21 protein-coding genes are annotated in these 20532 nt (G+C 69.4%); 14 read left to right on the forward strand and 7 right to left on the reverse strand.

All coding sequences use genetic code 11. The features are described 5' to 3' along the window. Position 1 precedes the first annotated feature (1 nt). A complete protein-coding gene (locus tag ABL844_RS00770; RefSeq protein WP_418130197.1) occupies positions 2–445 on the forward strand; it encodes a YbaY family lipoprotein in 444 nt (147 codons plus the stop codon). Here the strand turns inward: ABL844_RS00770 and ABL844_RS00775 are convergent. Together ABL844_RS00775 and ABL844_RS00780 are read right to left on the reverse strand one after the other, a co-directional pair. Continuing rightward, a complete protein-coding gene (locus ABL844_RS00775; RefSeq protein WP_418130198.1) occupies positions 442–2394 on the reverse strand; it encodes an adenylate/guanylate cyclase domain-containing protein in 1953 nt (650 codons plus the stop codon). The genes ABL844_RS00770 and ABL844_RS00775 overlap by 4 nt on opposite strands. A 223-nt stretch (positions 2395–2617) precedes the next feature. Continuing rightward, positions 2618–3337, reverse strand: coding sequence for a 2OG-Fe(II) oxygenase (locus tag ABL844_RS00780; protein ID WP_126020570.1), 720 nt, complete (start codon positions 3335–3337; stop codon positions 2618–2620). Positions 3338–3466: 129 nt separating this feature from the next. Between ABL844_RS00780 and ABL844_RS00785 the strand changes: the two genes are divergently transcribed. The 4 genes from ABL844_RS00785 to ABL844_RS00800 are packed head-to-tail and all read left to right on the forward strand — an operon-like array spanning position 3467 to position 5965. Beyond that, on the forward strand, positions 3467–3814 hold the full coding sequence (locus tag ABL844_RS00785; protein WP_221297555.1) for a hypothetical protein: 348 nt from the start codon (positions 3467–3469) through the stop codon (positions 3812–3814). Next, positions 3811–4632 carry a zeta toxin family protein gene (locus ABL844_RS00790; RefSeq protein WP_418130199.1) on the forward strand — a complete coding sequence of 274 codons (822 nt, stop codon included), beginning with the start codon at positions 3811–3813 and terminating at the stop codon, positions 4630–4632. The genes ABL844_RS00785 and ABL844_RS00790 overlap by 4 nt, the downstream gene beginning before the upstream one ends. A gap of 12 nt (positions 4633–4644) precedes the next feature. Beyond that, entirely contained in the window at positions 4645–5148 is a 504-nt protein-coding gene (locus ABL844_RS00795) for a GFA family protein (RefSeq protein WP_418130200.1), read from the forward strand. 16 nt (positions 5149–5164) lie between these two features. Beyond that, positions 5165–5965, forward strand: a complete 801-nt coding sequence (locus ABL844_RS00800) for a 2-keto-4-pentenoate hydratase (protein WP_418130201.1) — start codon at positions 5165–5167, stop codon at positions 5963–5965. On the opposite strand, the gene ABL844_RS00805 is transcribed toward ABL844_RS00800, so the two are convergent. Beyond that, positions 5952–6866: a LysR substrate-binding domain-containing protein gene (locus tag ABL844_RS00805; protein ID WP_418130202.1), complete on the reverse strand. Its 915-nt coding sequence runs from the start codon at positions 6864–6866 to the stop codon at positions 5952–5954. The two genes, ABL844_RS00800 and ABL844_RS00805, sit on opposite strands and share 14 nt — an antisense overlap. A gap of 186 nt (positions 6867–7052) precedes the next feature. Between ABL844_RS00805 and ABL844_RS00810 the strand changes: the two genes are divergently transcribed. The 4 genes from ABL844_RS00810 (at position 7053) to ABL844_RS00825 (ending at position 10729) form a co-directional block, all read left to right on the forward strand. Next, positions 7053–8252, forward strand: a complete 1200-nt coding sequence (locus ABL844_RS00810; RefSeq protein WP_093195687.1) for an acyl-CoA dehydrogenase — start codon at positions 7053–7055, stop codon at positions 8250–8252. Positions 8253–8412: 160 nt separating this feature from the next. Then, on the forward strand, positions 8413–9648 hold the full coding sequence (locus tag ABL844_RS00815) for a CaiB/BaiF CoA transferase family protein (RefSeq protein ID WP_126020562.1): 1236 nt from the start codon (positions 8413–8415) through the stop codon (positions 9646–9648). A 16-nt stretch (positions 9649–9664) separates the two neighbouring features. Continuing rightward, on the forward strand, positions 9665–10099 hold the full coding sequence (locus ABL844_RS00820; protein WP_418123661.1) for a VOC family protein: 435 nt from the start codon (positions 9665–9667) through the stop codon (positions 10097–10099). Between the two features lie 216 nt (positions 10100–10315). Continuing rightward, on the forward strand, positions 10316–10729 hold the full coding sequence (locus ABL844_RS00825; RefSeq protein ID WP_126020558.1) for an organic hydroperoxide resistance protein: 414 nt from the start codon (positions 10316–10318) through the stop codon (positions 10727–10729). A gap of 42 nt (positions 10730–10771) precedes the next feature. Here the strand turns inward: ABL844_RS00825 and ABL844_RS00830 are convergent, their stop codons facing one another. Together ABL844_RS00830 and ABL844_RS00835 are read right to left on the reverse strand one after the other, a co-directional pair. Further along, positions 10772–11233, reverse strand: coding sequence for a CopD family protein (locus ABL844_RS00830; RefSeq protein ID WP_418130203.1), 462 nt, complete (start codon positions 11231–11233; stop codon positions 10772–10774). Between the two features lie 49 nt (positions 11234–11282). Continuing rightward, positions 11283–12218: a LysR family transcriptional regulator gene (locus ABL844_RS00835; protein WP_418130204.1), complete on the reverse strand. Its 936-nt coding sequence runs from the start codon at positions 12216–12218 to the stop codon at positions 11283–11285. A 130-nt stretch (positions 12219–12348) separates the two neighbouring features. Between ABL844_RS00835 and ABL844_RS00840 the strand changes: the two genes are divergently transcribed. The 5 genes from ABL844_RS00840 (at position 12349) to ABL844_RS00860 (ending at position 17766) form a co-directional block, all read left to right on the forward strand. Then, positions 12349–13695 carry a DUF3100 domain-containing protein gene (locus ABL844_RS00840; protein ID WP_418130205.1) on the forward strand — a complete coding sequence of 449 codons (1347 nt, stop codon included), beginning with the start codon at positions 12349–12351 and terminating at the stop codon, positions 13693–13695. A gap of 29 nt (positions 13696–13724) precedes the next feature. Then, positions 13725–14915: a M20 aminoacylase family protein gene (locus ABL844_RS00845; RefSeq protein WP_418118664.1), complete on the forward strand. Its 1191-nt coding sequence runs from the start codon at positions 13725–13727 to the stop codon at positions 14913–14915. Beyond that, positions 14912–16297 carry an L-serine ammonia-lyase gene (locus tag ABL844_RS00850; protein WP_418131972.1) on the forward strand — a complete coding sequence of 462 codons (1386 nt, stop codon included), beginning with the start codon at positions 14912–14914 and terminating at the stop codon, positions 16295–16297. The genes ABL844_RS00845 and ABL844_RS00850 overlap by 4 nt, the downstream gene beginning before the upstream one ends. 61 nt (positions 16298–16358) lie before the next feature. Further along, entirely contained in the window at positions 16359–17186 is an 828-nt protein-coding gene (locus ABL844_RS00855) for an isocitrate lyase/PEP mutase family protein (protein WP_418130206.1), read from the forward strand. Positions 17187–17190: 4 nt separating this feature from the next. Continuing rightward, the gene (locus ABL844_RS00860) at positions 17191–17766 is read left to right on the forward strand and encodes a uracil-DNA glycosylase family protein (protein ID WP_126020545.1); all 576 of its coding nucleotides are present in this window, start codon (positions 17191–17193) and stop codon (positions 17764–17766) included. A gap of 7 nt (positions 17767–17773) precedes the next feature. Here the strand turns inward: ABL844_RS00860 and ABL844_RS00865 are convergent, their stop codons facing one another. Both ABL844_RS00865 and ABL844_RS00870 read right to left on the reverse strand, forming a co-directional pair. Beyond that, complete coding sequence (locus ABL844_RS00865) at positions 17774–19540, reverse strand: amidohydrolase (protein WP_418130207.1); 1767 nt, start codon at positions 19538–19540, stop codon at positions 17774–17776. Beyond that, a complete protein-coding gene (locus ABL844_RS00870) occupies positions 19540–20529 on the reverse strand; it encodes a Bug family tripartite tricarboxylate transporter substrate binding protein (protein WP_418130208.1) in 990 nt (329 codons plus the stop codon). The genes ABL844_RS00865 and ABL844_RS00870 overlap by 1 nt, the downstream gene beginning before the upstream one ends. Between the last annotated feature and the right edge of the window lie 3 nt (positions 20530–20532).

Here is a 20532-nt window from a genome sequence, read left to right on the forward strand (position 1 = left end):
GATGAAAAGACGCACCAGCCTCCTCATGTTCTCCGCCATCGCGGGCGCCTCGCTGCTGAGCGCCTGCGCAGTGCCTTCTTCTCCCGCAGCGGGCGGCACCGCGCAGCTGCGCGTGGCCGGTACCGTCACCTACCGCGAACGCATCGCGCTCGACCCCGCGGCCGACATCGTGGTGCAGCTGCTCGACGTGTCGCTCATGGACGCGCCCTCGAAAGTTCTCGCCGAGCAGCGCATCAAGGCCAACGGCAGGCAGGTGCCTTTCGCCTACGAGCTGAAGGTGGATGCCGCGCGCATCGAACCGCGCATGCGCTACGCGGTATCGGCGCGCATCACGCGCGGCGACCAGCTCCTCTTCATCAACGACACGCAGTACCCGGTGCTCACCCAGGGCGGTGCCACCAGCGCCGATCTCGTGCTGGTGCGCGTCACCCAGGCTCCCCGCTAGGACATCACCAGCTCGTAGAGCACCATGCGCGTCTGCCGGCCGCGCAGTTCCACCTGTTCCTCGATGCGCCGCGCATGCAGCCGGCCGTCGAGGCCGGCAAAAGTGGTTTCCGAGATCAGCGCCAGCGTGCCCAGCTGCTTGTTGATGCCCTCGATGCGGCTCGCCACGTTGATCGCATCGCCGAACGCGGTGTACGAGAGCCGGTCGTTCGAGCCCAGCACCCCCGCGATCACCGTGCCCGTGTGAATGCCCACGCGCGTGCGGAACTCGGGCAGGCCCTGCTCGGCCCACTTGCGGTTGAGCTCGTCCATCTCCACGTGCAGCTCCAGCGTGGCCAGACAGGCCTTGTACTCCGCGTCCTTGAGGTCGGAGGGCGCGCCCCACAGCACCATGATGCCGTCGCCGATGAACTTGTCGATCACGCCGCCGTGCCGCGAGAAAACGCCGGTCGCGAGGTTGAAGTATTCGGTGAGCATGTCCACCAGAACGTCGGTGTCCAGCGACTCCGAGATCGAGGTGAAGCCCTCCACGTCGGTGAACATCACCGTCACGCGGCGCGGCGAACCCGAAGGAGCGAGCGCGTGGCCTTCGTCGATGAGCTGGTTGATCACGTCCACCGGCACGAACTTGCTGAAGGCCTTGAGGCTGCGCGCCGAATCGTCCAGCGCCTGGTCCAGGTGCTGTATCTCGAGCACGCGGCTAGGCTCGCGCGGCAAGTTGTCGAGCTCCAGCAGGCCGATGCGGCGCGCGATGTGCGAGAGGTTTTCCACCGGCGCGGTCACCAGCTTCGAGAGCTTCAGCGACATGAACAGCGCGATCACCAGGAAGGCCATCGCCAGCCCCAGGCCCCAGAGCACGGCACGGCGCAAGTCGCCCAGCAGCACGTCTTCGGGCACCCAGCTCACCAGCTGCCAGCCGGTGCTCGGGATGAGCGAGGTCTGCACCAGGTAGCGGCGGCCTTCGTAGGTGAAGGAGAACGCCGTGTCGCTGCCGCTGCCCGCGGTGCCGGCAGTGAGCATGTGGGCGTGCAGCGCGCCCAGCACGCCGCTGGGCGGCTCCAGCTTGTGAAGCACGCCGGGCATGTCGCTGCGCGCGAGCACCCGGAAGTCGGCGCTCAGCAGCGCGCTGTCGCCGTAGCCGTCGCTGTTGAACTGGCGCACGAATTCCGAGAGCCGGCCGAGCGAAACGTCGCCCGCCACCACCAGCTTCTGCGCATCGCCCGGGTAGCTGCGCTGGCTGGGCAGCGCGTATGTCACGCCGAGCTCCTGCGCGGCGGCGAACACATAGGGCTGCGTCCAGACCGGACCGCCCGCCTTCGAGGCCTGCAGGTACCAGCTGCGCCTGGTCGGGTCGTAGTCGCTGCGGAATGCGCCCAGGCGCTGGGTGGCGTAGCGCTGCTGCACGTTGGCCTCGGCGCCCAGCGGCAGCTTGTACTGCCAGGTCTCAGTGGTGAAGCCTTCGTCGAGCTCGATGTGGCGCATGGCCGGCACCGGGTAGCGCAGGGCCATCAGCATCTGGCCCCTCTCGTTGCTCACGTAGATGCTGTCGAGCTCGGGCGACTGCTGCAGCAGTGTCCAGAGCAGCTCCGCCGTCTTCTCCGATTGCTCGCCCGCTGGGCGCAGGCTGGGCGCGGAGCCCACTGCGTTGATCACCGATTCCGCCTTCTGCAGGAAGGCCAGCACCTTGTCCTCGGTGCGGTCGTGGTTCGACTTGTGCGCCGACACGCCGATGCGCGACACCAGCCTCTGCGAGCCCCAGTAGCCCAGCGACACCAGCAGCAGCGACTGCGCCAGCGCCACCGCGCTCACGATGGTGCCCACGTCCACCCGGAAGCGGCGCGAGCGCCCGGGAGGTGCGACGAGCGCCGGCGTGGGGGGCGACGCTCCCGTGACAGATTTGACCGGCGGCTTTCCAGCCGCTTCCGGATTTCCGGACGAGTTCTTGTTCATACAGCTCCCTGACAACCACTCGACGCCGCAAGGCCGAAGCCGCGGGCCGGCTTCCGTCAGGCCCGCGGCGCCGATCGTTGGTGTCGGGGTCCGTGGCTGCGCGGAAGCGGGCGTGATTTTCGCTCGACTTCGGCTTGCCGTGCGGTATTGCACGGCGCGGCGGTGGCTCGAGCCTGTCTAGACCAGTCCGGGGAAGCTGCTGAAAAAAGAGGCGGCTCGTCCGTCAGCGCGCGTCGTGGAAGATGATGCCCAGCGTATGCCGGCGCCCCGAGCGTACGCGGCTCACACCGTGGCGCATCGTCACGCGATAGCTGCCGCGCGTGCCGGCCACCGGCCGCTGGTTGACCGCGAAGATCACCGCCTCGCCCCGCGAGAGCGACACCACCTCGGCGCGCGACTGCATGCGCGGGCGCTGTTCGGTCAGCACGAACTCGCCGCCGGCGAAATCGCTGCCGGGCTCGCTCAGCAGCACCGTGAGCTGCAACGGGAATTGCAGGTCGCCGTACAGGTCCTGGTGCAAGCAGTTGTAGTCGCCCTCGCCGTAGCGCAGCAGCAGCGGGGTGGGGCGCTCCTGGCCGGCGGCGTGGCAGCGCGCCAGGTACGCGGCGTGTTCCGCCGGATAGTCGGCCGGCTGGCCCATCGCCGCCGCCCACGCGTTGGCCAGCGGCGCGAGGCGCTCGTACAGCGCGGCGCGCCACGCCGCCAGCTTCGGCGGCAGCGGATAGGCGAAGTACTGGTACTCGCCCTGGCCGAAGCCGTGGCGCTGCATCACCACGCGGCTGCGGAAATGACGGGGCCGGTCGTACATCGCCACGAGCGCGGCGCATTCCGTCGGGGTGAAAAGCGGTGTGCCGGTGGTGGCGCAGCCGCGGGCGGCGATGTCGGCTTCGATGCGGGGCCAGTCGAGGGCTTCGACCAGGGAGGCTGGGGTTGCTGCTGTCATGCGTGCAGTGTCCCGTCTTCGGCGCCGAGCGGCTGGCCGTTTCCGGACGCGGCTTTCCGCACCGGTTCGCATCGCGGGCTTTGGAGGGCCAAGCGGAGGCCGTCCGGGGTTTTGAGCGATCATCCCCTCATGGCAAGAGAAAAAACCACCTCGCGCGAAGGCTCCACGGGGCAACTGGTGCAGGGCCGGCCGGTGGCCGTGCTGGGGCGCGGCATGGCGCTGGTCAAGGTCGGCAAGGCGCCGCGTCCGCAGGTGCGGCCCGAGGACAACACCACGGCGCTGATGAAGAAGGCGGCCCGTGCGCTGGGCAAGCCCGGCATCGACAGGTCGGTGGTCTTCCGCGGACCCAACGCGGCCAAGGTGTACGCCTACTCGGCCTATCCGCCGGACCCGAGCAAGATCGTGCGCGAAGCGGCCGACGGCACCAAGGTCATCGGCCGCATGGTCGACGGCAGGTTCCGCGCGAGCAAGGCGTGAGCATCAGCCGCCCGCCGAAGCTCGAAAAACTGCTGGAGCAGACGCAGGGCCCGCGTCCCGTGGCCTTCGTGCTGGCCGGCCACAACGGCTCCGGCAAATCCACCCTCTGGTATTCGCGCCTGGCGCCCTCGCTGCGCCTGCCGCTGGTCAATGCCGACCGGATGATGATGTCCATCCTGCCCGACGCAGACCCCGCCACCGGACACATCCCCGCCTGGGCCCAGCGCCTGCGCGACGACGACGAGCGCTGGCAGATCCTCTCGCAGAAGGGCGTGCGCGCCTTCAAGAGCCTGGTGATGGACCAGCGCATGCCCTTCGCCTTCGAGACCGTGTTCTCGCACTGGAAGCCGCTGCCCGGCGGCGGCCACGAGTCGAAGGCCGACGACATCCGCGCAATGCAGGAAGCCGGCTACTTCGTCGTGCTGCTCTTCGTGGGGCTGGTGTCGGTGGACATGTCGGTCTTTCGCGTGAGCACGCGCAGGCAGCAGGGAGGGCACGACGTGGACCGCAGGAAGCTCATCGAGCGCTTTCCCCGCACGCAGGCGGCGGTCGGCCACGCGGCGCAGATCGCGAACATGACGCTCATGTTCGACAACAGCCGCTCGGAAAAGGACGCCTTCTCGCTGGTGCGCGCGCAGGCGAAGAAGTCGGTGCTGTTCGACGCGCGCGACCCGCAGTTCGACGTCGACCCGCAGCTGCGCGCCGTCTGCGACCCGTGGCTGGAGAAGGTCACGGGGCCGTTCAGGCCGCAGCGCGTTTCGCCGCCGAAGAAGAACAGCGCGGCATCGGCAGCGCCGGCGACCGCATCGACAACCTGACCGGAGACCTTTGTGAGCACCTCGAATCCATCCCCCGATCAAGCCGGCGACTGGCAACTTCCCTGGACCGGCGGCTGCCGCTGCGGCCGGGTGCGCCTGCGCATCAGCGCGCCGCCGCTGCTGTCGATGGCTTGCCACTGCACCGGCTGCCAGACCATGAGCGCGAGCGCCTTCTCGCTCTCCATCGCCATTCCCACGCAGGGCTTCGAGGTGGTGTCGGGCGAGCCCGTCATCGGCGGGCTGCACGGCGCCGATTCGCATCACTACTTCTGCCCGCACTGCAAGAGCTGGATGTTCACGCGCGCCGAAGGCCTCGACCAGTTCGTCAACCTCCGGCCGTCGATGCTTGACAGCCACGCATGGGTCGAGCCCTTCGTCGAGACCTGGACCGACGAGAAGCTGCCCTGGGCCAATACGCCCGCGAAGCACAGCTTCGGCGCCCTGCCCAAGATGGACGCCTTCCCGGCGCTCATCGAAGCCTATGCCCGGGAAGGCTCCCGGCCCCCGAAGCGCTGACGGAAGGGCTGGCGCCATGACGCCCCAGGCCGTTCTCGACCACTATGACCAGGGCCTGCTGTGGCCCGCCGATCGCCCGCTCCCGATCGCCGCCGACCTGGACGCCGCCTACCAGCAGGCGCTGGCCCTGCGCGCGCTTCGCGCCGCTCGCGGCGAACGCGCAGTGGGCTACAAGATCGGCTTCACCAACCGCACGATCTGGCCCCGCTACGAGGTCTACGCGCCCATCTGGGGCACCGTGTGGAACACCACGCTCACGCGCAGCAGCGGCGGCACCGGCGAAGTGAGCCTCGACAGGCTGTGCCAGCCGCGCCTCGAACCGGAGATCGTGTTCGGCATGGCCGCCACCCCGCCGCGCGACGCCACGCTGGAAGACCTCTTCGGCTGCATCGCGTGGCTCGCGCCGGGTTTCGAGATCGTGCAGTCGCACCTGCCCGGCTGGAAATTCAGCGCCGCTGACACCGTGGCCGACGGCGGCCTGCATGCGCGCCTGCTGATCGGGCGCGAAACGCCCGTCGGCCACTTCGCCACCAGCGCCCATGCGCTCGACGAACTGCTCGGCCGCACGCGCGTGAGGCTCCATCGCGGCGATGAACTCGTCGAGGAAGGCAAGGGTGCCAACGTGCTCGACGGCCCGCTGCATGCCTTGCACCACTTCAACCATGAGCTCCAGCGCTGCGCCGGCGCACCGGCCTTGATGCCCGGCGACGTGGTCACCACCGGCACATGGACTGACGCCTGGCCGCTGGAGCCCGGCCAGTCGTGGCGCGCCGAATTCGACGCGCCCTTCGATTCGCTCGGGATCACGCTGCGCTAGCGGCGGCCCGCGCCTGCTCCAGCAGCCACTCGCTGAAGAACTTCAACAACGGCCGCTGGTCGGCCCGTTCGGGCGTCACGAGGTAGTAGTTGCGCTCGCCCGAGAGCGGCCGCGCGCAGGCCACCACCAGTTCGCCGCGCGCGAGCTCGTCGGCTACCAGCATGGTCGGCATCAGCGCCACGCCGAGCCCGTGCGACGCGGCAGCGGCGAGGATGGAGAACAGCTCGTAGCGCGGGCCGCCGCGTGCATTGGGCGCGTCGATCTGCTGCGCGTCGAACCACTGGCGCCAGCCGTCGGGACGCGTGCTCTGCTGCAGCAGCGGCATCCTGGCGATGGCGGCGGGCGTCACGGCCTTGCCGCGCGGAAGAAGGGCGGGGCTGCACACCGGCACCACGTCCTCGTGCATCAGCAGCAGCGCGCGCGTGCCGGCCCAGTTCTCGACTTGCGCGGGCGTGCCGGCGTAGAGTGCGGCGTCGAACTCCGCGTCGGCGAAGAGAAAGGGGCGGGTGCGCGTCTCGATGTGCACCACCACGTCGGGCTGCAGCGCCGCGAAGCCCTTCAGGCGCGGCATCAGCCAGCGGGTGGCGAAGGTGGGCACGGCCGCCAGCGAGAGCGAGCCGCCCTCGCCCTGGTGCGCCATGGCGTCGAGCGTGTCGCGCTCCATCGCTTCGAGCCGTTTGCTGATCTGCCGCGCATAGGCCGCGCCGCTGGCCGTGAGCGCCACGCCGTGCCGCGTGCGGCGGAACAGCGCCACGCCCAGGAAGGTCTCGAGCGTGCCGATCTGGCGGGACACCGCGCTCTGCGTGAGGGCCAGCTCCTGCGCGGCGCGGGTGTAGCTCTCGTGGCGCGCGGCGGCGTCGAAGCACACCAGGGTCTGCAGGGGCGGGATCTTGCGGCGCATGTATGCCTCGGCTGTATGTATGGATCCGATGGCTCGTCAATGGAGAAGCCGCTCGAACATCTTGCAAGACATTCTACGAACGCATATCTGGGTGCGGAATCATCGTTTGCGTCATGGCCCCCGCGTGGCTAGCATCGGCCGATCCCCCTCGTTTTTCTTTCTTCCCCCTTTTCCGGAGACAGCCACATGGCCGCCAAAGCGCAATTCCACTGGGACGACCCCCTTCTTCTCGACCAGCAGCTGACCGACGAAGAACGCATGATCCGCGACGCGGCCAATGCCTACTGCCAGGAGCGCCTCGCACCCCGCGTGCTCGAAGGCTTCCGCACCGGCGAGACCGACCCCGCCATCTTTCGCGAGATGGGCGCCCTCGGCCTGCTGGGCCCGACCATCCCCGAGCAGTACGGCGGCCCCGGCCTCAACTACGTGGCCTATGGCCTGATCGCCCGCGAAGTCGAGCGCGTCGACTCGGGCTACCGCTCGATGGCCAGCGTGCAGAGCTCGCTGGTGATGGTGCCCATCTTCGAATTCGGTTCCGAAGGCCAGAAGCAGAAGTTCCTGCCCAAGCTCGCCACCGGCGAATGGATCGGCTGCTTCGGCCTGACCGAGCCCGACCACGGCTCCGACCCCGGCAGCATGGCCACGCGCGCCAAGAAGGTGCCGGGCGGCTACTCGCTCACCGGCTCGAAGATGTGGATCAGCAACTCGCCCATCGCCGACGTGTTCGTGGTGTGGGCCAAGGAAGTCAGCGAGAGCGGCGCCGTCGGCCCGATCCGCGGCTTCGTGCTCGAGAAGGGCATGAAGGGCCTGAGCGCTCCCGCCATCCACGGCAAGGTCGGCCTGCGCGCCAGCATCACCGGCGAGATCGTGATGGACGGCGTGTTCTGCCCCGAAGAGAACGCCTTCCCCGAAGTGCAGGGTCTCAAGGGCCCCTTCACCTGCCTCAACAGCGCCCGCTATGGCATCTCGTGGGGCGCGCTCGGCGCCGCCGAAGACTGCTGGCACCGCGCCCGCCAGTACACGCTGGACCGCAAGCAGTTCGGCCGCCCGCTGGCCGCCAACCAGCTCATCCAGAAGAAGCTGGCCGACATGCAGACCGAGATCACGCTGGGCCTGCAGGGCAGCCTGCGCCTGGGCCGCATGAAGGACGAAGGCATCGCCGCGGTGGAAATCACCTCGATCATGAAGCGCAACAACTGCGGCAAGTCGCTGGACATAGCCCGCATGGCGCGCGACATGATGGGCGGCAACGGCATCAGCGACGAGTTCGGCGTGGCGCGCCACCTGGTGAACCTGGAAGTGGTCAACACCTACGAAGGCACGCACGACATCCATGCGCTGATCCTGGGCCGTGCGATCACGGGCATCGCGGCGTTCTCGAACTGAAAGCGGACAGCCGAACGCAGAAGAAATACAAAAGGCACGCAGAAGTCGCAGAAGGAAGCCTAAGCAAATTCCTGGGTTTTACTTCTGCGACCTTTGCGTGACCTTTGCGTGACCTTCGCGACTTCTGCGTTCTGTCCCCGTATTCCTTCTCGATAGACCCATGACCCCTCAAGCAGCCCTGGACGGCATCAAAGTCCTCGACCTCTCCCGCGTGCTCGCCGGCCCGTGGTGCACGCAGATCCTCGCGGACCTCGGCGCCGACGTCGTCAAGATCGAGCGCCCCGGCGTCGGCGACGACACGCGCACCTGGGGCCCGCCCTTCATCAAGGACGCGGACGGCAACGACACCGACCAGGCCAGCTACTTCACCGCCTGCAACCGCAACAAGCGCTCGGTCACCGTCGACATGGCCACGCCCGACGGGCAGGCGCTGCTCAGGCAGATGGCGGCGCAGGCCGACATCGTGGTGGAGAACTTCAAGACCGGCGGCCTGAAGCAGTACGGCCTCGACCACGAGAGCCTGCGCGCGGCCAACCCGCGCCTTATCTACTGCAGCGTGACCGGCTTCGGCCACGACGGCCCGTACGCCGAGCGCGCGGGCTACGACCTGATGATCCAGGCCATGACCGGCATGATGAGCATCACCGGCCGTCCCGACGACGTGCCCGGCGGCGGCCCGCTGCGCGTGGGCGTGGCGCTGACCGACCTGTTCACCGGCGTCTACGCCAGCACCGCGATCCTCGCGGCGCTGCAGGTGCGCGAGCGCACCGGCGAGGGCCAGCACATCGACATGGCGCTGCTCGACGTGGGCATGGCCATCCTCGCCAACCAGGCCAGCGCCTTCCTCAACACCGGCAAGGCGCCCGGTCGCCAGGGCAACACGCACCCCAGCCTCGCGCCGTACCAGGACTTCCCGACGCAGGACGGCGCGATGCTGCTGGCCATCGGCAACAACGGCCAGTTCGCGCGCTTCTGCGAGGCCGGCGGCCACCCCGAGTGGGCGACCGACGCGCGCTTCGCCACCAACACCCTGCGCGTGAAGCACCGCGGCGTGCTCATTCCGATGATGGAAGAGCTCACCCGCACCCGCACCACGGCCGCGTGGGTCACGCTGCTCGAAGACAAGGCCGTGCCCTGCGGCCCGATCAACGACATCGCGCAGGCCTTCGACGACGCGCAGGTGAAGGCGCGGGGCCTCGCGGTCACGCTGCCGCGCGATGCGGGTGACGGCATCGCCAGCATCACCGGCGTGGCGAGCCCGTTGCGCCTGTCGGCCACGCCGCCCGTGCTTCGCCACGCGCCCCCGGCGCTGGGCCAGCACACGCAGGAGGTGCTGGCGGAAATGGGCATCGACGCCGCCCGCTTCGAGGCGCTGCGTTCGGCCGGCGTGGTCTGACGAAGAGGCAGGCGGCATGACGAACCCGATGCGCCAGCCACCGTTCTCGGTGCTGCGCATCGACCACGTCGTGCTGCGCGTGAAGGACGCCGAACGCGCCATCGCCTTCTACTGCGGCGTGCTGGGCTGCACCGTCGAGAAGCGCCGCGACGACCTGGGGCTCGTGCACCTGCGCGCGGGCGCCAGCCTGATCGACCTCGTCACGCCCGACGGCCCGCTGGGCAGGCAGGGCGGGGCGCTCGCCGGTACCGAGGGCCGCAACGTCGATCACTTCTGCCTGCGCATCGAGCCTTTCGACGAAGCCGCCATCCGCGCGTTGATGGCGGCGAATGGCGTGACGGTGTACGGCGATGTACAGAACAACTTCGGCGCCGAGGGCAACGGCCCCTCGATCTACATCGCCGACCCCGACGGCAACAGCGTCGAGCTCAAGGGCCCCGCGGCGGCCTGAGCGTTCCTCTCTTTCTTCTTTCTCCGCCGATTTGTACGCCACTGTGTCTGCCCGACGCAGTGAACACACGCGCATGCAAATCGGCAGGTGGTTCGACACATCGCGGATACAGCCCGCCGGTGTAATTCCTGCATCGCTTCAGATGCACGTCACACGAGGCGATGGGGCCCGAGACAGGGCCTCATTCCGAACCACCTTCCATCCAAAGGAACCACCATGACCGACAAGCAAGTCCTCTACACCGGCAAGACCCACACCACCGGCGGCCGCCTCGGCGCATCGCGCAGCAGCGACGGCCACCTGGACATCCAGCTGTCGCCCCCCGGCGGCAATGGCACCGGCACCAATCCCGAGCAGCTGTTCGCCGCCGGCTGGTCGGCCTGCTTCATCGGCGCCATGGGCAAGGCCGCGGGCACGCTGAAGGTCAAGCTGCCAGCCGACCTGTCGGTGGATGCCGAGGTCGACCTGGTCCTGCAGGAAGGCCAGTATTTCCTGCAGGCCCGACTGAACGTGAGCCTGCCCGGCCTCGACCGCGAAACTGCGCGCGCCGTGGTCGACACCGCGCACCAGACCTGCCCGTACTCCAAGCTCACGCGCGGCAACATCGAGGTGGAGTTGAATCTGGTCTGACAGGCGCGGCGGCCGTCAGCCGGATCAAAGACGCGGGCTCGTTCAGCCCGCGCGCCCGATGGTCGCCACGCCGAACACGATCACGCCCAGCGCCAGGTTCACCGTCACCAGCTTGCGCACCGTGTTCAGCCGCGCGGCAGCCACCGGCCAGGCGCTTTCATCCACCGCGCGGCGCATCGTCCTGAACACAGAGGCGCGGATGTAGACGTAGATGGCGGCCATCACGATCGCGATGCTCATCATGGCCTCGATGCGCCAGTGCAGGCCGCGGAAGCCGCCGCCAGCCAGGATCATCGCCACGCCGGTCGCGAAGAGCAGCGTGACCGATGCGTCCACCCCCACGAAGAAGCGCCTGAGCGTCGCGGCCATCATGCGCAGGCGCTGCGGCGGTTGTTCGAGCGTGGCGACGGCCGAGGGGCGCACCGCGAAGTGCATGGTGGCCATGCCGCCGACCCAGAAGGCGGCGCACAGCAGGTGGATGAAGAGGGCGGTGACGTAGAGCATGTTGGGCCCGATCAGAACACCGAAGGGCCCCGGCGCGCAACGAAGCCCTTCATTGCCATCCGGAGGGCTTGGTTTCCGCGAAACGCCGCATGTCCGCCACCACCTGCCGCAGCAACTCCGATGCGGCCGGCGAGAGCATGCGCCCGTGTCGCGAGACGATATGGGAGCGGCCCTGCGACAGCAGCGGGTTCTTCATCGGCAGTTCCACCAGTTCGGGGTTGCTCGCGTTCGGCGTGAGCGAGATGCGCGTGCCCAGCGCATAGCCCAGCCCCGCCGACACGAAGTGCCCGAGCGCGCTGAAGGAGGTGGTGGTCAGGAGCGAGGCCAGGCGAACGCCCTCGCTGATCTCGGCGGCCTCGATGTGCTGGCGCACGCCGAAATTGCGGTGCAGCGTGGCGCCCGGGTAGGGGTGCAGGTCGGCGAGCGTCAGAGGGCGGTCGAGCTGCGCGAGCGGGTGCGAGCGCAGCACCATTGCCTGGATCGGCTGCGGGTGGGAATGGTGCGAGGTCAGCCGCTCGTCCTTCGGCGGCTGGAACAGCAGGCCGACGTGGGCGCGCTCCTCCACCACCCGCTGCACGATCTCGTCGGTGCTGGCCACGTCGAGATCGATCGTGATCTTCGGGTGCGAGATCATGAAGTCGCGCAGGCTGTGGCGCATGAGCCAGTCCACGTAGCCCTCGCCGGCCACGATGTCGATGTGGCCGCGCTCGATCTTGCGGATGCTGTCGAGCTGCGCCATCAGGTGCTGCTTCTGGCTGTGCTGGCGCCGCACGTAGCCGGCCAGCATCTGGCCCGCGTCGGTGGGCACCACGCCGCGCCCGTGGCGCTCCAGCAGCGGCAGGCCGCACTCCTGCTCCAGGATGCCGATGGCGCGGCTGACGGCCGAGGGGTCCATGTCGAGCACCTCGGCGGCGCCGCGCACGGAGCCGCTGTCCAGCACCTGCATGAAGTAGCGCACGCGGCGCGTGTCGAGCCTGTCGTCCATGGCCCTGTCTCCTGAGTGTTGCATCCAATGCAACAAATATGTCAATTCGCGGTCATTGATGCAAGAGGCGGGCGATCCGAAACTCCCCGGCACCCCGCAGCCGCCGCTGCGCCACACGATGCCCCACCCGATGACATCCGCCGCCTCAACCACCTCCACGCTGCCCTCCGTCGCCTCTTCCTCGGCTTCCGGAAAACTCAGGCTCCTGCTCGTCACCCTGGCCGTCGTGGCCGCCGCCGAGCTCATCGGCCCGGTGCAGTTCAGCGTCGGCCCGGGCAAGGTGGCGCTGCTGCCGATGCTGTGGGCGCTGCTGATCGCGGCCGCATGGGGCATCGCGCATCGCCGCCTGCCGGGCGTGGTGCGCGTGGCGACAGCCGAGCAGTCCTTCGCGGGCGGCCTGCTGAACGCGGGCCTGCTGCTCTTCGTGGTGAAGCTGGGCCTCACGGTGGGTGCCGCGCTGCCGCAGGTCAAGCAGGCGGGCTGGGCGCTGCTCTTCCAGGAGTTCGGCCACGCGCTGGGCACGCTGGCGCTGGGCCTGCCGCTGGCGCTGCTGCTGGGCATCAAGCGCGAGGCGGTGGGCGCCACCTTCTCGGTGGGGCGCGAGGGCAACCTGGTGATCATCGGAGAGAAGTACGGCATGGCCTCGCCAGAAGGCCGTGGCGTGCTGGCCGAGTACATCACCGGCACGGTGCTGGGCGCGCTCTTCATCGCGGTGCTGGCGGGCTTCATCGCCAGCCTGCACATCTTCGACCCGCGCTCGCTGGCCATGGGTGCCGGCGTGGGCTCGGGCAGCCTGATGGCGGCGGCGCTGGGCGCCATCGCGGCGCAGCAGCCGGCCGAGATGCTGCCGCAGCTCACGGCCATCGCCGCCGCGTCGAACCTGCTGACGACGGTGGTGGGCTTCTACTTCACGCTGTTCCTGTCGCTGCCGCTGTGCTCGTGGCTCTACGGCAAGCTGGAGCCGGTGCTGGGCCGCTTCTCGAAGCGCGGTGCGCAGGACGCGGGCACGGGCGCCGTGTCGCAGGTCAGCGTCGGCCACGGCGGCGCATTGCCGCTGCGCGACACGCTCATCGCCTGGGCGGTGGTCAGCGGCGGCGTGCTCATCGGCAATTCGCTGACCTACAAGGTGCCGGTGCTGGTGTCGCTCGAAGGCCTGGCGGCTGTCGCGTTGATCGCGCTGATCGTCGAGGGCATCAAGCGCCTGGTGCCGCGCCTGCCGATGGTGCTGGTGCTGTCGGTGGTGGCCACGGTGGCCGGCATCCCGGGGCTGTTCCCGTTCTCCGACGCGCTGATCGCGATCACCGCCAAGCTCAACTTCCTGGCCTTCACCACCCCCGTGCTCGCGCTGGCCGGCTTCTCGGTCGCGAAGGACCTGCCGGTGTTCCGCCAGCTCGGGTGGCGCATCGTGGTGGTGTCGCTCACCGCGACCGCCGGCACTTTCCTCGGCGCCACCGTGATCGCAGAATTCTTCCACTGAACCCGTCCCACGAGAGAACCCCAAAAGCCATGTACCGCGACCCCGAAATCGCCGAAGACACCCGCGCCCGCATGCTGGCCTGGCGCCGCGACATCCACGCCAACCCCGAGACCGCCTTCGAGGAGCACCGCACCGCCAACGTCGTCGCCAACGCGCTGATGCTGATGGGCCTGCCGGTGCATCGCGGCCTGGCCGGCACCGGCGTGGTGGGCACGCTGAAGAACGGCGAGGGCCCGAGCATCGCGTTGCGTGCCGACCTCGACGCGCTCAACATGCAGGAGCTGGGCACCCAGCCGCACGCCTCGAAGTGCGCCGGCAAGATGCACGCCTGCGGCCACGACGGCCACACTGCCATGCTGTTGGGCGCGGCCGAGCATCTCTCGCGCCACAGGCCCTTCAAGGGCACGGTGCACTTCGTGTTCCAGCCCGCCGAGGAGAACGAGGGCGGCGGCCGCGTGATGGTGGACGAGGGCCTGTTCGAGCAGTTCCCGGCCGACGCCGTCTACGGCATGCACAACTTCCCCAGCCTGCCGCGCGGCCAGTTCGCGATCCGCAAGGGCACGATGACGGCCTTTCTCGACACCTTCGAGATCGTCGTCACCGGCAAGGGCAGCCATGGCGCGATGCCCGAGACCGGCATCGACTCGGTGGTGGTCTCGGCCCAACTGGTCAACGCGCTGCAGACCATCGTGAGCCGCCGCACCGGCGCCACCGATTCGGCGGTGGTGAGCGTCACGCAGATCCATGGCGGCGACACCTGGAACGTGATCCCCGAGACCGTGGTGCTGCGCGGCACCGTGCGCACGCTGGACCCGGCCATCCAGGACAAGACCCAGGCCGCCATGCAGCAGATCTGCGACGGCGTGGCCGCCACACACGGTGCGAAGGTGGCGCTGGACTACCGCCGCGGCTACCCCGGCGTGGTCAACACCCCCGCCGAGACCGACGCCGCCATCGCCGCCGCCGCCAGCCTGGTCGAGCGCGCGCAGGTGCACACCGACATCCCGCCCGCCATGGGCTCGGAAGACTTCGCCTTCATGCTGCAGAAGCGCCCGGGCGCCTACATCGGCATCGGCGCGGGCGAGGGCCCGAACGACCCGAACGTGCACAACCCGTACTACGACTTCAACGACAACATCCTGCCGCTGGGCGCCGCCTACTGGGTGGCACTGGTCAAACAGCAGCTTCCTGCATCGAGAGATGAGAGCATGATGCGCTGATGCTCTCCGCCTTCGACATCTTCAAGATCGGCATCGGCCCATCCAGCTCGCACACCGTGGGGCCGATGCGCGCCGCGCTCATGTTCGCGCGCTCGCTCGAAGCGCGCGGCCTGCTCGCGCAGGTGGCGCGGCTGCGCGTTGACCTTTTCGGCTCGCTCGGCGCCACCGGCCACGGCCACGCGACCGACCAGGGCGTGATCCTCGGCCTCTTCGGCGACGCGCCCGACACGGTACGGCCCGAGACCGTTCAGCCCCGGCTGGAGGCGCTGCGCCGCACCGGCCGCCTCGAGCTGCTGGGCACCACGCCCATCGCCTTCGACCGCGTGCGAGACATCGCCTTCAGGGGCCAGGAATCGCTGGCCGAGCATCCCAACGCGATGCGCTTCACCGCCTTCGCGGCCGATGGCGGCACGCTGGCCGAGGGCACCTACTTCTCGGTCGGCGGCGGCTTCGTCGTCGAAGGCGGGCAGGCCGTGGCCCAGACGGCTGCGGCGACATCCGCCGTGCCGCATCCCTTCAGCACCGGCGACGAGCTCATGGCGCAGTGCCGCGACCACTGCCTCTCGGTCGCCGCGCTCGTCATGCGCAACGAATGCGCGTGGCGGCCCGAGGCCGAGGTGCGCGCCGGCCTGTTGCGCGTGTGGCAGGTGATGCAGCAGTGTGTTCAGCGCGGCTTCGGCATCGACAACCCGCTGGCCGCGCAGTCGCTGCCCGGCCCGCTGCGCATGCGCCGCCGCGCGCCCGAGCTGCACCGCGAGCTGCTCGCGCAGGCCGGCGCGGCCGATCCGCTCGCGGCCATGGACTGGGTCAACGCCTTCGCGATGGCGGTGAACGAGGAGAACGCCGCCGGCGGCCGCGTGGTCACCGCACCCACCAACGGCGCGGCCGGCGTGGTGCCCGCGGTGATGCACTACTACCAGCGCTTCGTGCCGCAGGCGAGCGACGAAGGCATCGTCGACTTCCTGCTCACCGCCGCGGCCATCGGCATGCTCTACAAGACCAACGCCTCCATCTCGGGCGCCGAGGTCGGCTGCCAGGGCGAGGTGGGCGTGGCCTGCTCGATGGCGGCCGGCGCGCTCGCAGCAGTGCTCGGCGCCACGCCGGCGCAGGTCGAGAACGCGGCCGAGATCGGCATGGAGCACAACCTCGGCCTCACCTGCGACCCGGTCGGCGGCATGGTGCAGATTCCCTGCGTGGAGCGCAACGCGATGGGCGCCGTGAAGGCCATCAACGCGGCGCGCATGGCGCTGCGCGGCGACGGCAGCCACTATGTGTCGCTCGATGCCGTGATCCGCACCATGAAGCAGACCGGCGAGGACATGAAGGCCACCTACAAGGAAACCTCGCTGGGCGGACTGGCAGTGAACGTCGTGGAGTGCTGAGGGCGCGAGGCTGCGTCAGAATGGCCGGCCCACCGTCTTGAACATTCAAAGCCGAGGCCCCATGATCCGCACTATCGCCGAAAAACGCGCCGATTTCCGCGCGCTCCATCAACAAGGCTGCTTCGTCATTCCGAACCCGTGGGACACGGGCAGCGCGCGTTATCTCGAAGGCCTGGGCTTCAAGGCGCTGGCCACCACCAGCTCCGGCTTCGCCTGGTCGCAGGGGCAGGCGGACGGCGCGATGTCGCGCGAGCACATCCTCGCGCACCTGCGCGAACTGGTGGAAGCCACCGACCTGCCGGTGAACGCCGACTTCGAGAATGGCTTCGCCGCCGATGCGCAGGGCGTGGCCGAAAGCGTGAGCCTGGCCATCGAGATGGGCGTGGCGGGCCTGTCCATCGAGGACTCGACGGGCAATGCCGCCGATCCGCTTTTTCCGCTCGACATGGCAATCGAGCGCCTGCGCGCCGCGCGCAAGGCCATCGACGCATCGGGCGCCGACGTGCTGCTGGTCGGCCGCGCCGAGAACTTCTTCGCCGGCCGCCCCGACCTGGACGATGCCGTCGCGCGCATCAAGGCGTATGCGAATGCGGGCGCCGACTGCCTCTACGCCCCCGGCATCAAGACCCGCGAGCAGATCGCCGCCGTGGTCGCCGCCGCGGGAGGCAAGCCGGTCAACCTGCTGGTGGGCGCGCCCAGCGAACTCACCTTGAAGGACATCGCCGAACTCGGCGTGCGCCGCGTCAGCGTGGGCGGCGGGCTGGCGCGCGCGGCGTGGGGCGGCTTCATCCGGGCCGCGCGCACGCTGGCCGACGGGCGCTTCGACGGCTTTGCCGATGCCGCGCCGGGTGCCGAGCTCAACGCCTTCTTCAAACCCTTCGCAGACTGAGGCCGTGGAGGCGCTGCTCGCCGAGGTCCGCGCCTGCCGTGCGTGCGCGGTGCACCTGCCGCTGGGCCCCAGGCCGGTGGTGCAGGCCAGCGCGAGCGCGAGGCTGCTCATCGTCGGCCAGGCGCCCAGCCTCACGGTGCATCAGACCGGCGTACCGTGGAACGACCGCAGCGGCGACCAGCTGCGCCGCTGGCTCGGCATCGAGCGCGAGGTGTTCTACGACGCCGCGCGCGTGGCGATCGTGCCGATGGGCTACTGCTACCCCGGCCGAGGCAAGAGCGGCGACCTGCCGCCGCGCAGGGAATGCGCCGAGTTGTGGCACGAGAAGCTGTTCGCGCAGATGAAGCAGGTGGAGCTGACGCTGCTCATCGGCCAGTACGCGCAGCGCCATTTCCTCGGCAGGAAGGCGCACGCGGGCGTCACCGAGACCGTGCAGGCCTTCGCCGACTACGCGCCGCGCTTCGTTCCGCTGCCGCATCCGTCGCCGCGCAACACAGGCTGGCTCAAGCACCACCCGTGGTTCGAGAGCGACGTGCTGCCGGTGCTGCGCGAGCGCGTGCGGCACGCGCTCGGGCTCTGAGTGGGTTTCAGGGCGCCGAGGCGACCGAAGCACCCGTGGCGTTGAAGGGCCGCGCCGCATACACGATGCGCCCGCCCACCACCGTCATCAGCGATGTTGTCTTGCCCATGCGCTCCAGCGGCACGCTGAAGAAGTCCTGGTCGAGCACGGCGAAGTCGGCGAGCTTGCCCACCTCCAGCGTGCCGCGCCTGCCCTCGTCGAAGCTGAACCACGCGCTGCCCTGCGTGTACAGGCGCAGCGCCTGCTCGCGCGTGGGCGTCTCGTCGGCGCCGCGCATGGCCTTGCCGCTCACCGTCCTGCCGTCGAGCATCCACTGCAGCGCGACGAAGGGGTTGTAAGAGGCCACGCGGTGCGCGTCTGTACCCGCGCCCACGTTCACGCCGGTGCGCAGCGCGGTGCCTATGGGCGGCATGCGCCGAGCCGCGTCGCCGCGCACGGCGAGCGCGCGGTCGCCCTGGAAGTACATCGCGTCCTGCATGGTCCAGCCGATGCCCAGCGCCTTCATGCGCGCGAGCGTCTCGGGGGAGGCGTCGTCCAGGTGGGCGATGGACCAGCGCAGGTCCTTGATCGGCACTTCGGCATTCAGCTTCTCGTACAGCCCGAGCAGGTGGTCGACCGAGCCGTTCTCCTGCCAGTGGATGGTGACGGCCATCTTCTTCGTGGCGGCCCACTTGACGAGTTCGTAGAACTTCGCCTTCGCGGCCTCGTCGGGGAAGTTGTTGTTGTACATGGCGAGCGTCACGCGTTCGCCCAATCCGTTGAACTTGAGCATGTCGTCGCCGAAGCCCATCGGCAGCATCTGCGTGAGGTCGCGGAACTCCTGCAGCTCCGCACCGGGCTTCTGCGCGAACACGCTGTAGGCCACGCGCAGCGTCAGCGCCTTTTCGCGCCACAGCTGGAAGAGCGCGGCGTACTGCGATGGCGCGATGCTGAAGCCGCCCGGGTCCACCAGCCCGGTGATGCCCAGGCGGTTGAGCTCGGTGAAGAAGGCGCGCGTGCCGGCGACGTTGTCGTCGTAGGTCGGCTTGGGCAGCTTGTCGAAGAGGGCGGAGATGCCGACGATGTCGCCGCTCATCCAGCCGGGTGCGCCATCGGGCACGGGCTTCATGCCGGCGGGCAGCGTGCCGGGCGCGACGCCGAGAGCCTCCAGCGCCTTGGGCGTCATCACCACCGCCTCGTAGAAGAGCTGCACGTACACCGGGTTGTTCGGCGCCGCTTCCTGCAGCTCGGCCAGCGTGGGGCGGCGGCGCTCGGCGAACTGCTGCTCGGTCCAGCCACCGGCCACGATCAGCCAGCCGCCGGGCCGCGCATTGGCGGCGGCGGAGCGGATGCGCGCCATCGCCTCGGCGATGGTGCCTGCGCCGATCCAGTTGACCTCGGTGGAGTAGCTCAGCGCGGCGCGCACCGCGTGCATGTGCGAGTCGATCAGGCCCGGAATGACCGTGCGGCCTCCCGCGTCGACCGTGCGCGTGGCGGGACCTGCGAGCGCGCCCATCTGCGCGGCATTGCCTACGGCCAGGATGCGACCGTCGCGCACCGCGATCGCCTGCGCCATGGTGCCGGTGGCATCGAGCGTGGCGATCTTCGCGTTCGTGACGACGAGGTCGGCCGGTTGAGCCTGCGCGGCAAAGCTCAGGGCGAAGAGGCTGGTAAGCAGCAGCAGCGTCCGGCCAGGGACACCGCGGAACCGGCTTTGCCGGGCCGCAGGTGTCGCCCCCGGAGAGGGGGGTGGCGAAGCGACACGAAGTGCGCGAAGACTGGGGGTGAGTCTCATCAGTCCACCTTGATGCTGGCGGCCTTCACGACCTGCTGCGCCTTCGCCGTCTCTTCGACGATGAACTTGTTGAACTGAGCCGAAGGCATGGTGAACGGCTCCGCACCCAGCTTCTCCAGCCGCTCCTTCAGCTCTGGCGACACCATGATCTTCGCGACCTCGGCCTGCAGCCGGTCGACCACCGGCTGCGGCGTCTTCGCCGGCGCGAACAGGCCGACCCAGAACAGGTACTCCGAGCCCGGCACGCCGGCCTCCACCGTGGTGGGTGCACTGGGCAGTGCCGACGAGCGCTTGCCCGTGCCCACCGCCAGCGCCTGCAGCTTGCCGGTCTGTATCAGCGGCAGGGCAGACACCATGGGCGCGAAGAACCAGTCGACGCGCCCGGCCATCACCTCGGTCATCGCCTCGGGCGTGCCGCGGAAGGGAACATGCTGGGCGTCGACGCCGGCCGCGAGCCGGAACACCTCGGCGTTCATGTGCGTGGCCGATCCGTTGCCGGCGGAGCCGTAGTTGAAGCCGCCGGGCTTGGCCTTCGCCTTGGCCACCAGGTCCTTCACGTCGGCGAAGTGCGAGGGCGCAGTCACCAGCACGTTGGGCAGGCTGGCCATCGGCGTGATGCCGGTGAAGTCCTTGAGGGTGTCGTACGACAGGCCCTTGTAGATCCACGGGTTCACCAGGTGGCCGGCCGAATGCACCAGCAGCGTGTAGCCGTCGGCCGGCGACTTGGCCACGATGGCCGCGCCCAGCGTGCCGCCCGCGCCGGGCTTGTTGTCCACGATCACGCTGGTGCCCAGCGCCGGCCCGAGCTTCTCGGCCACCAGGCGCGCGACGATGTCGGTGCCGCTGCCGGCCGTGAAGGGCACGACCAGTCTTACCGCCTGTGTGCCGGGCCAGTTGCCCTGCGCATGGGCGCCCGTGAGCGCGCAGGCCGCGATGGCCGCCGCGGCTGCCAGCGTCTGCCGGCGGCTCCAGTTGAAAGTCTTCTTCATGCG

The organism is Variovorax sp. 278MFTsu5.1 (genome assembly GCF_048305045.1).
In the GTDB taxonomy this organism is placed as follows: Bacteria; Pseudomonadota; Gammaproteobacteria; order Burkholderiales; family Burkholderiaceae_C; genus Variovorax; species Variovorax guangxiensis.

Excerpts from the sequence above, each read along its gene's own strand:
- ABL844_RS00810 (WP_093195687.1), top strand. The coding sequence starts at position 7,053 with ATGGCCGCCAAAGCGCAATTCCACTGGGACGACCCCCTTCTTCTCGAC.
- ABL844_RS00845 (WP_418118664.1), top strand. The coding sequence starts at position 13,725 with ATGTACCGCGACCCCGAAATCGCCGAAGACACCCGCGCCCGCATGCTG.
- ABL844_RS00865 (WP_418130207.1), bottom strand. The coding sequence starts at position 19,540 with ATGAGACTCACCCCCAGTCTTCGCGCACTTCGTGTCGCTTCGCCACCC.
- ABL844_RS00805 (WP_418130202.1), bottom strand. The coding sequence starts at position 6,866 with ATGCGCCGCAAGATCCCGCCCCTGCAGACCCTGGTGTGCTTCGACGCC.
- ABL844_RS00780 (WP_126020570.1), bottom strand. The coding sequence starts at position 3,337 with ATGACAGCAGCAACCCCAGCCTCCCTGGTCGAAGCCCTCGACTGGCCC.
- ABL844_RS00820 (WP_418123661.1), top strand. The coding sequence starts at position 9,665 with ATGACGAACCCGATGCGCCAGCCACCGTTCTCGGTGCTGCGCATCGAC.
- ABL844_RS00785 (WP_221297555.1), top strand. The coding sequence starts at position 3,467 with ATGGCAAGAGAAAAAACCACCTCGCGCGAAGGCTCCACGGGGCAACTG.
- ABL844_RS00840 (WP_418130205.1), top strand. The coding sequence starts at position 12,349 with ATGACATCCGCCGCCTCAACCACCTCCACGCTGCCCTCCGTCGCCTCT.
- ABL844_RS00800 (WP_418130201.1), top strand. The coding sequence starts at position 5,165 with ATGACGCCCCAGGCCGTTCTCGACCACTATGACCAGGGCCTGCTGTGG.
- ABL844_RS00815 (WP_126020562.1), top strand. The coding sequence starts at position 8,413 with ATGACCCCTCAAGCAGCCCTGGACGGCATCAAAGTCCTCGACCTCTCC.
- ABL844_RS00770 (WP_418130197.1), top strand. The coding sequence starts at position 2 with ATGAAAAGACGCACCAGCCTCCTCATGTTCTCCGCCATCGCGGGCGCC.
- ABL844_RS00870 (WP_418130208.1), bottom strand. The coding sequence starts at position 20,529 with ATGAAGAAGACTTTCAACTGGAGCCGCCGGCAGACGCTGGCAGCCGCG.
- ABL844_RS00825 (WP_126020558.1), top strand. The coding sequence starts at position 10,316 with ATGACCGACAAGCAAGTCCTCTACACCGGCAAGACCCACACCACCGGC.
- ABL844_RS00835 (WP_418130204.1), bottom strand. The coding sequence starts at position 12,218 with ATGGACGACAGGCTCGACACGCGCCGCGTGCGCTACTTCATGCAGGTG.
- ABL844_RS00775 (WP_418130198.1), bottom strand. The coding sequence starts at position 2,394 with ATGAACAAGAACTCGTCCGGAAATCCGGAAGCGGCTGGAAAGCCGCCG.
- ABL844_RS00830 (WP_418130203.1), bottom strand. The coding sequence starts at position 11,233 with ATGCTCTACGTCACCGCCCTCTTCATCCACCTGCTGTGCGCCGCCTTC.
- ABL844_RS00855 (WP_418130206.1), top strand. The coding sequence starts at position 16,359 with ATGATCCGCACTATCGCCGAAAAACGCGCCGATTTCCGCGCGCTCCAT.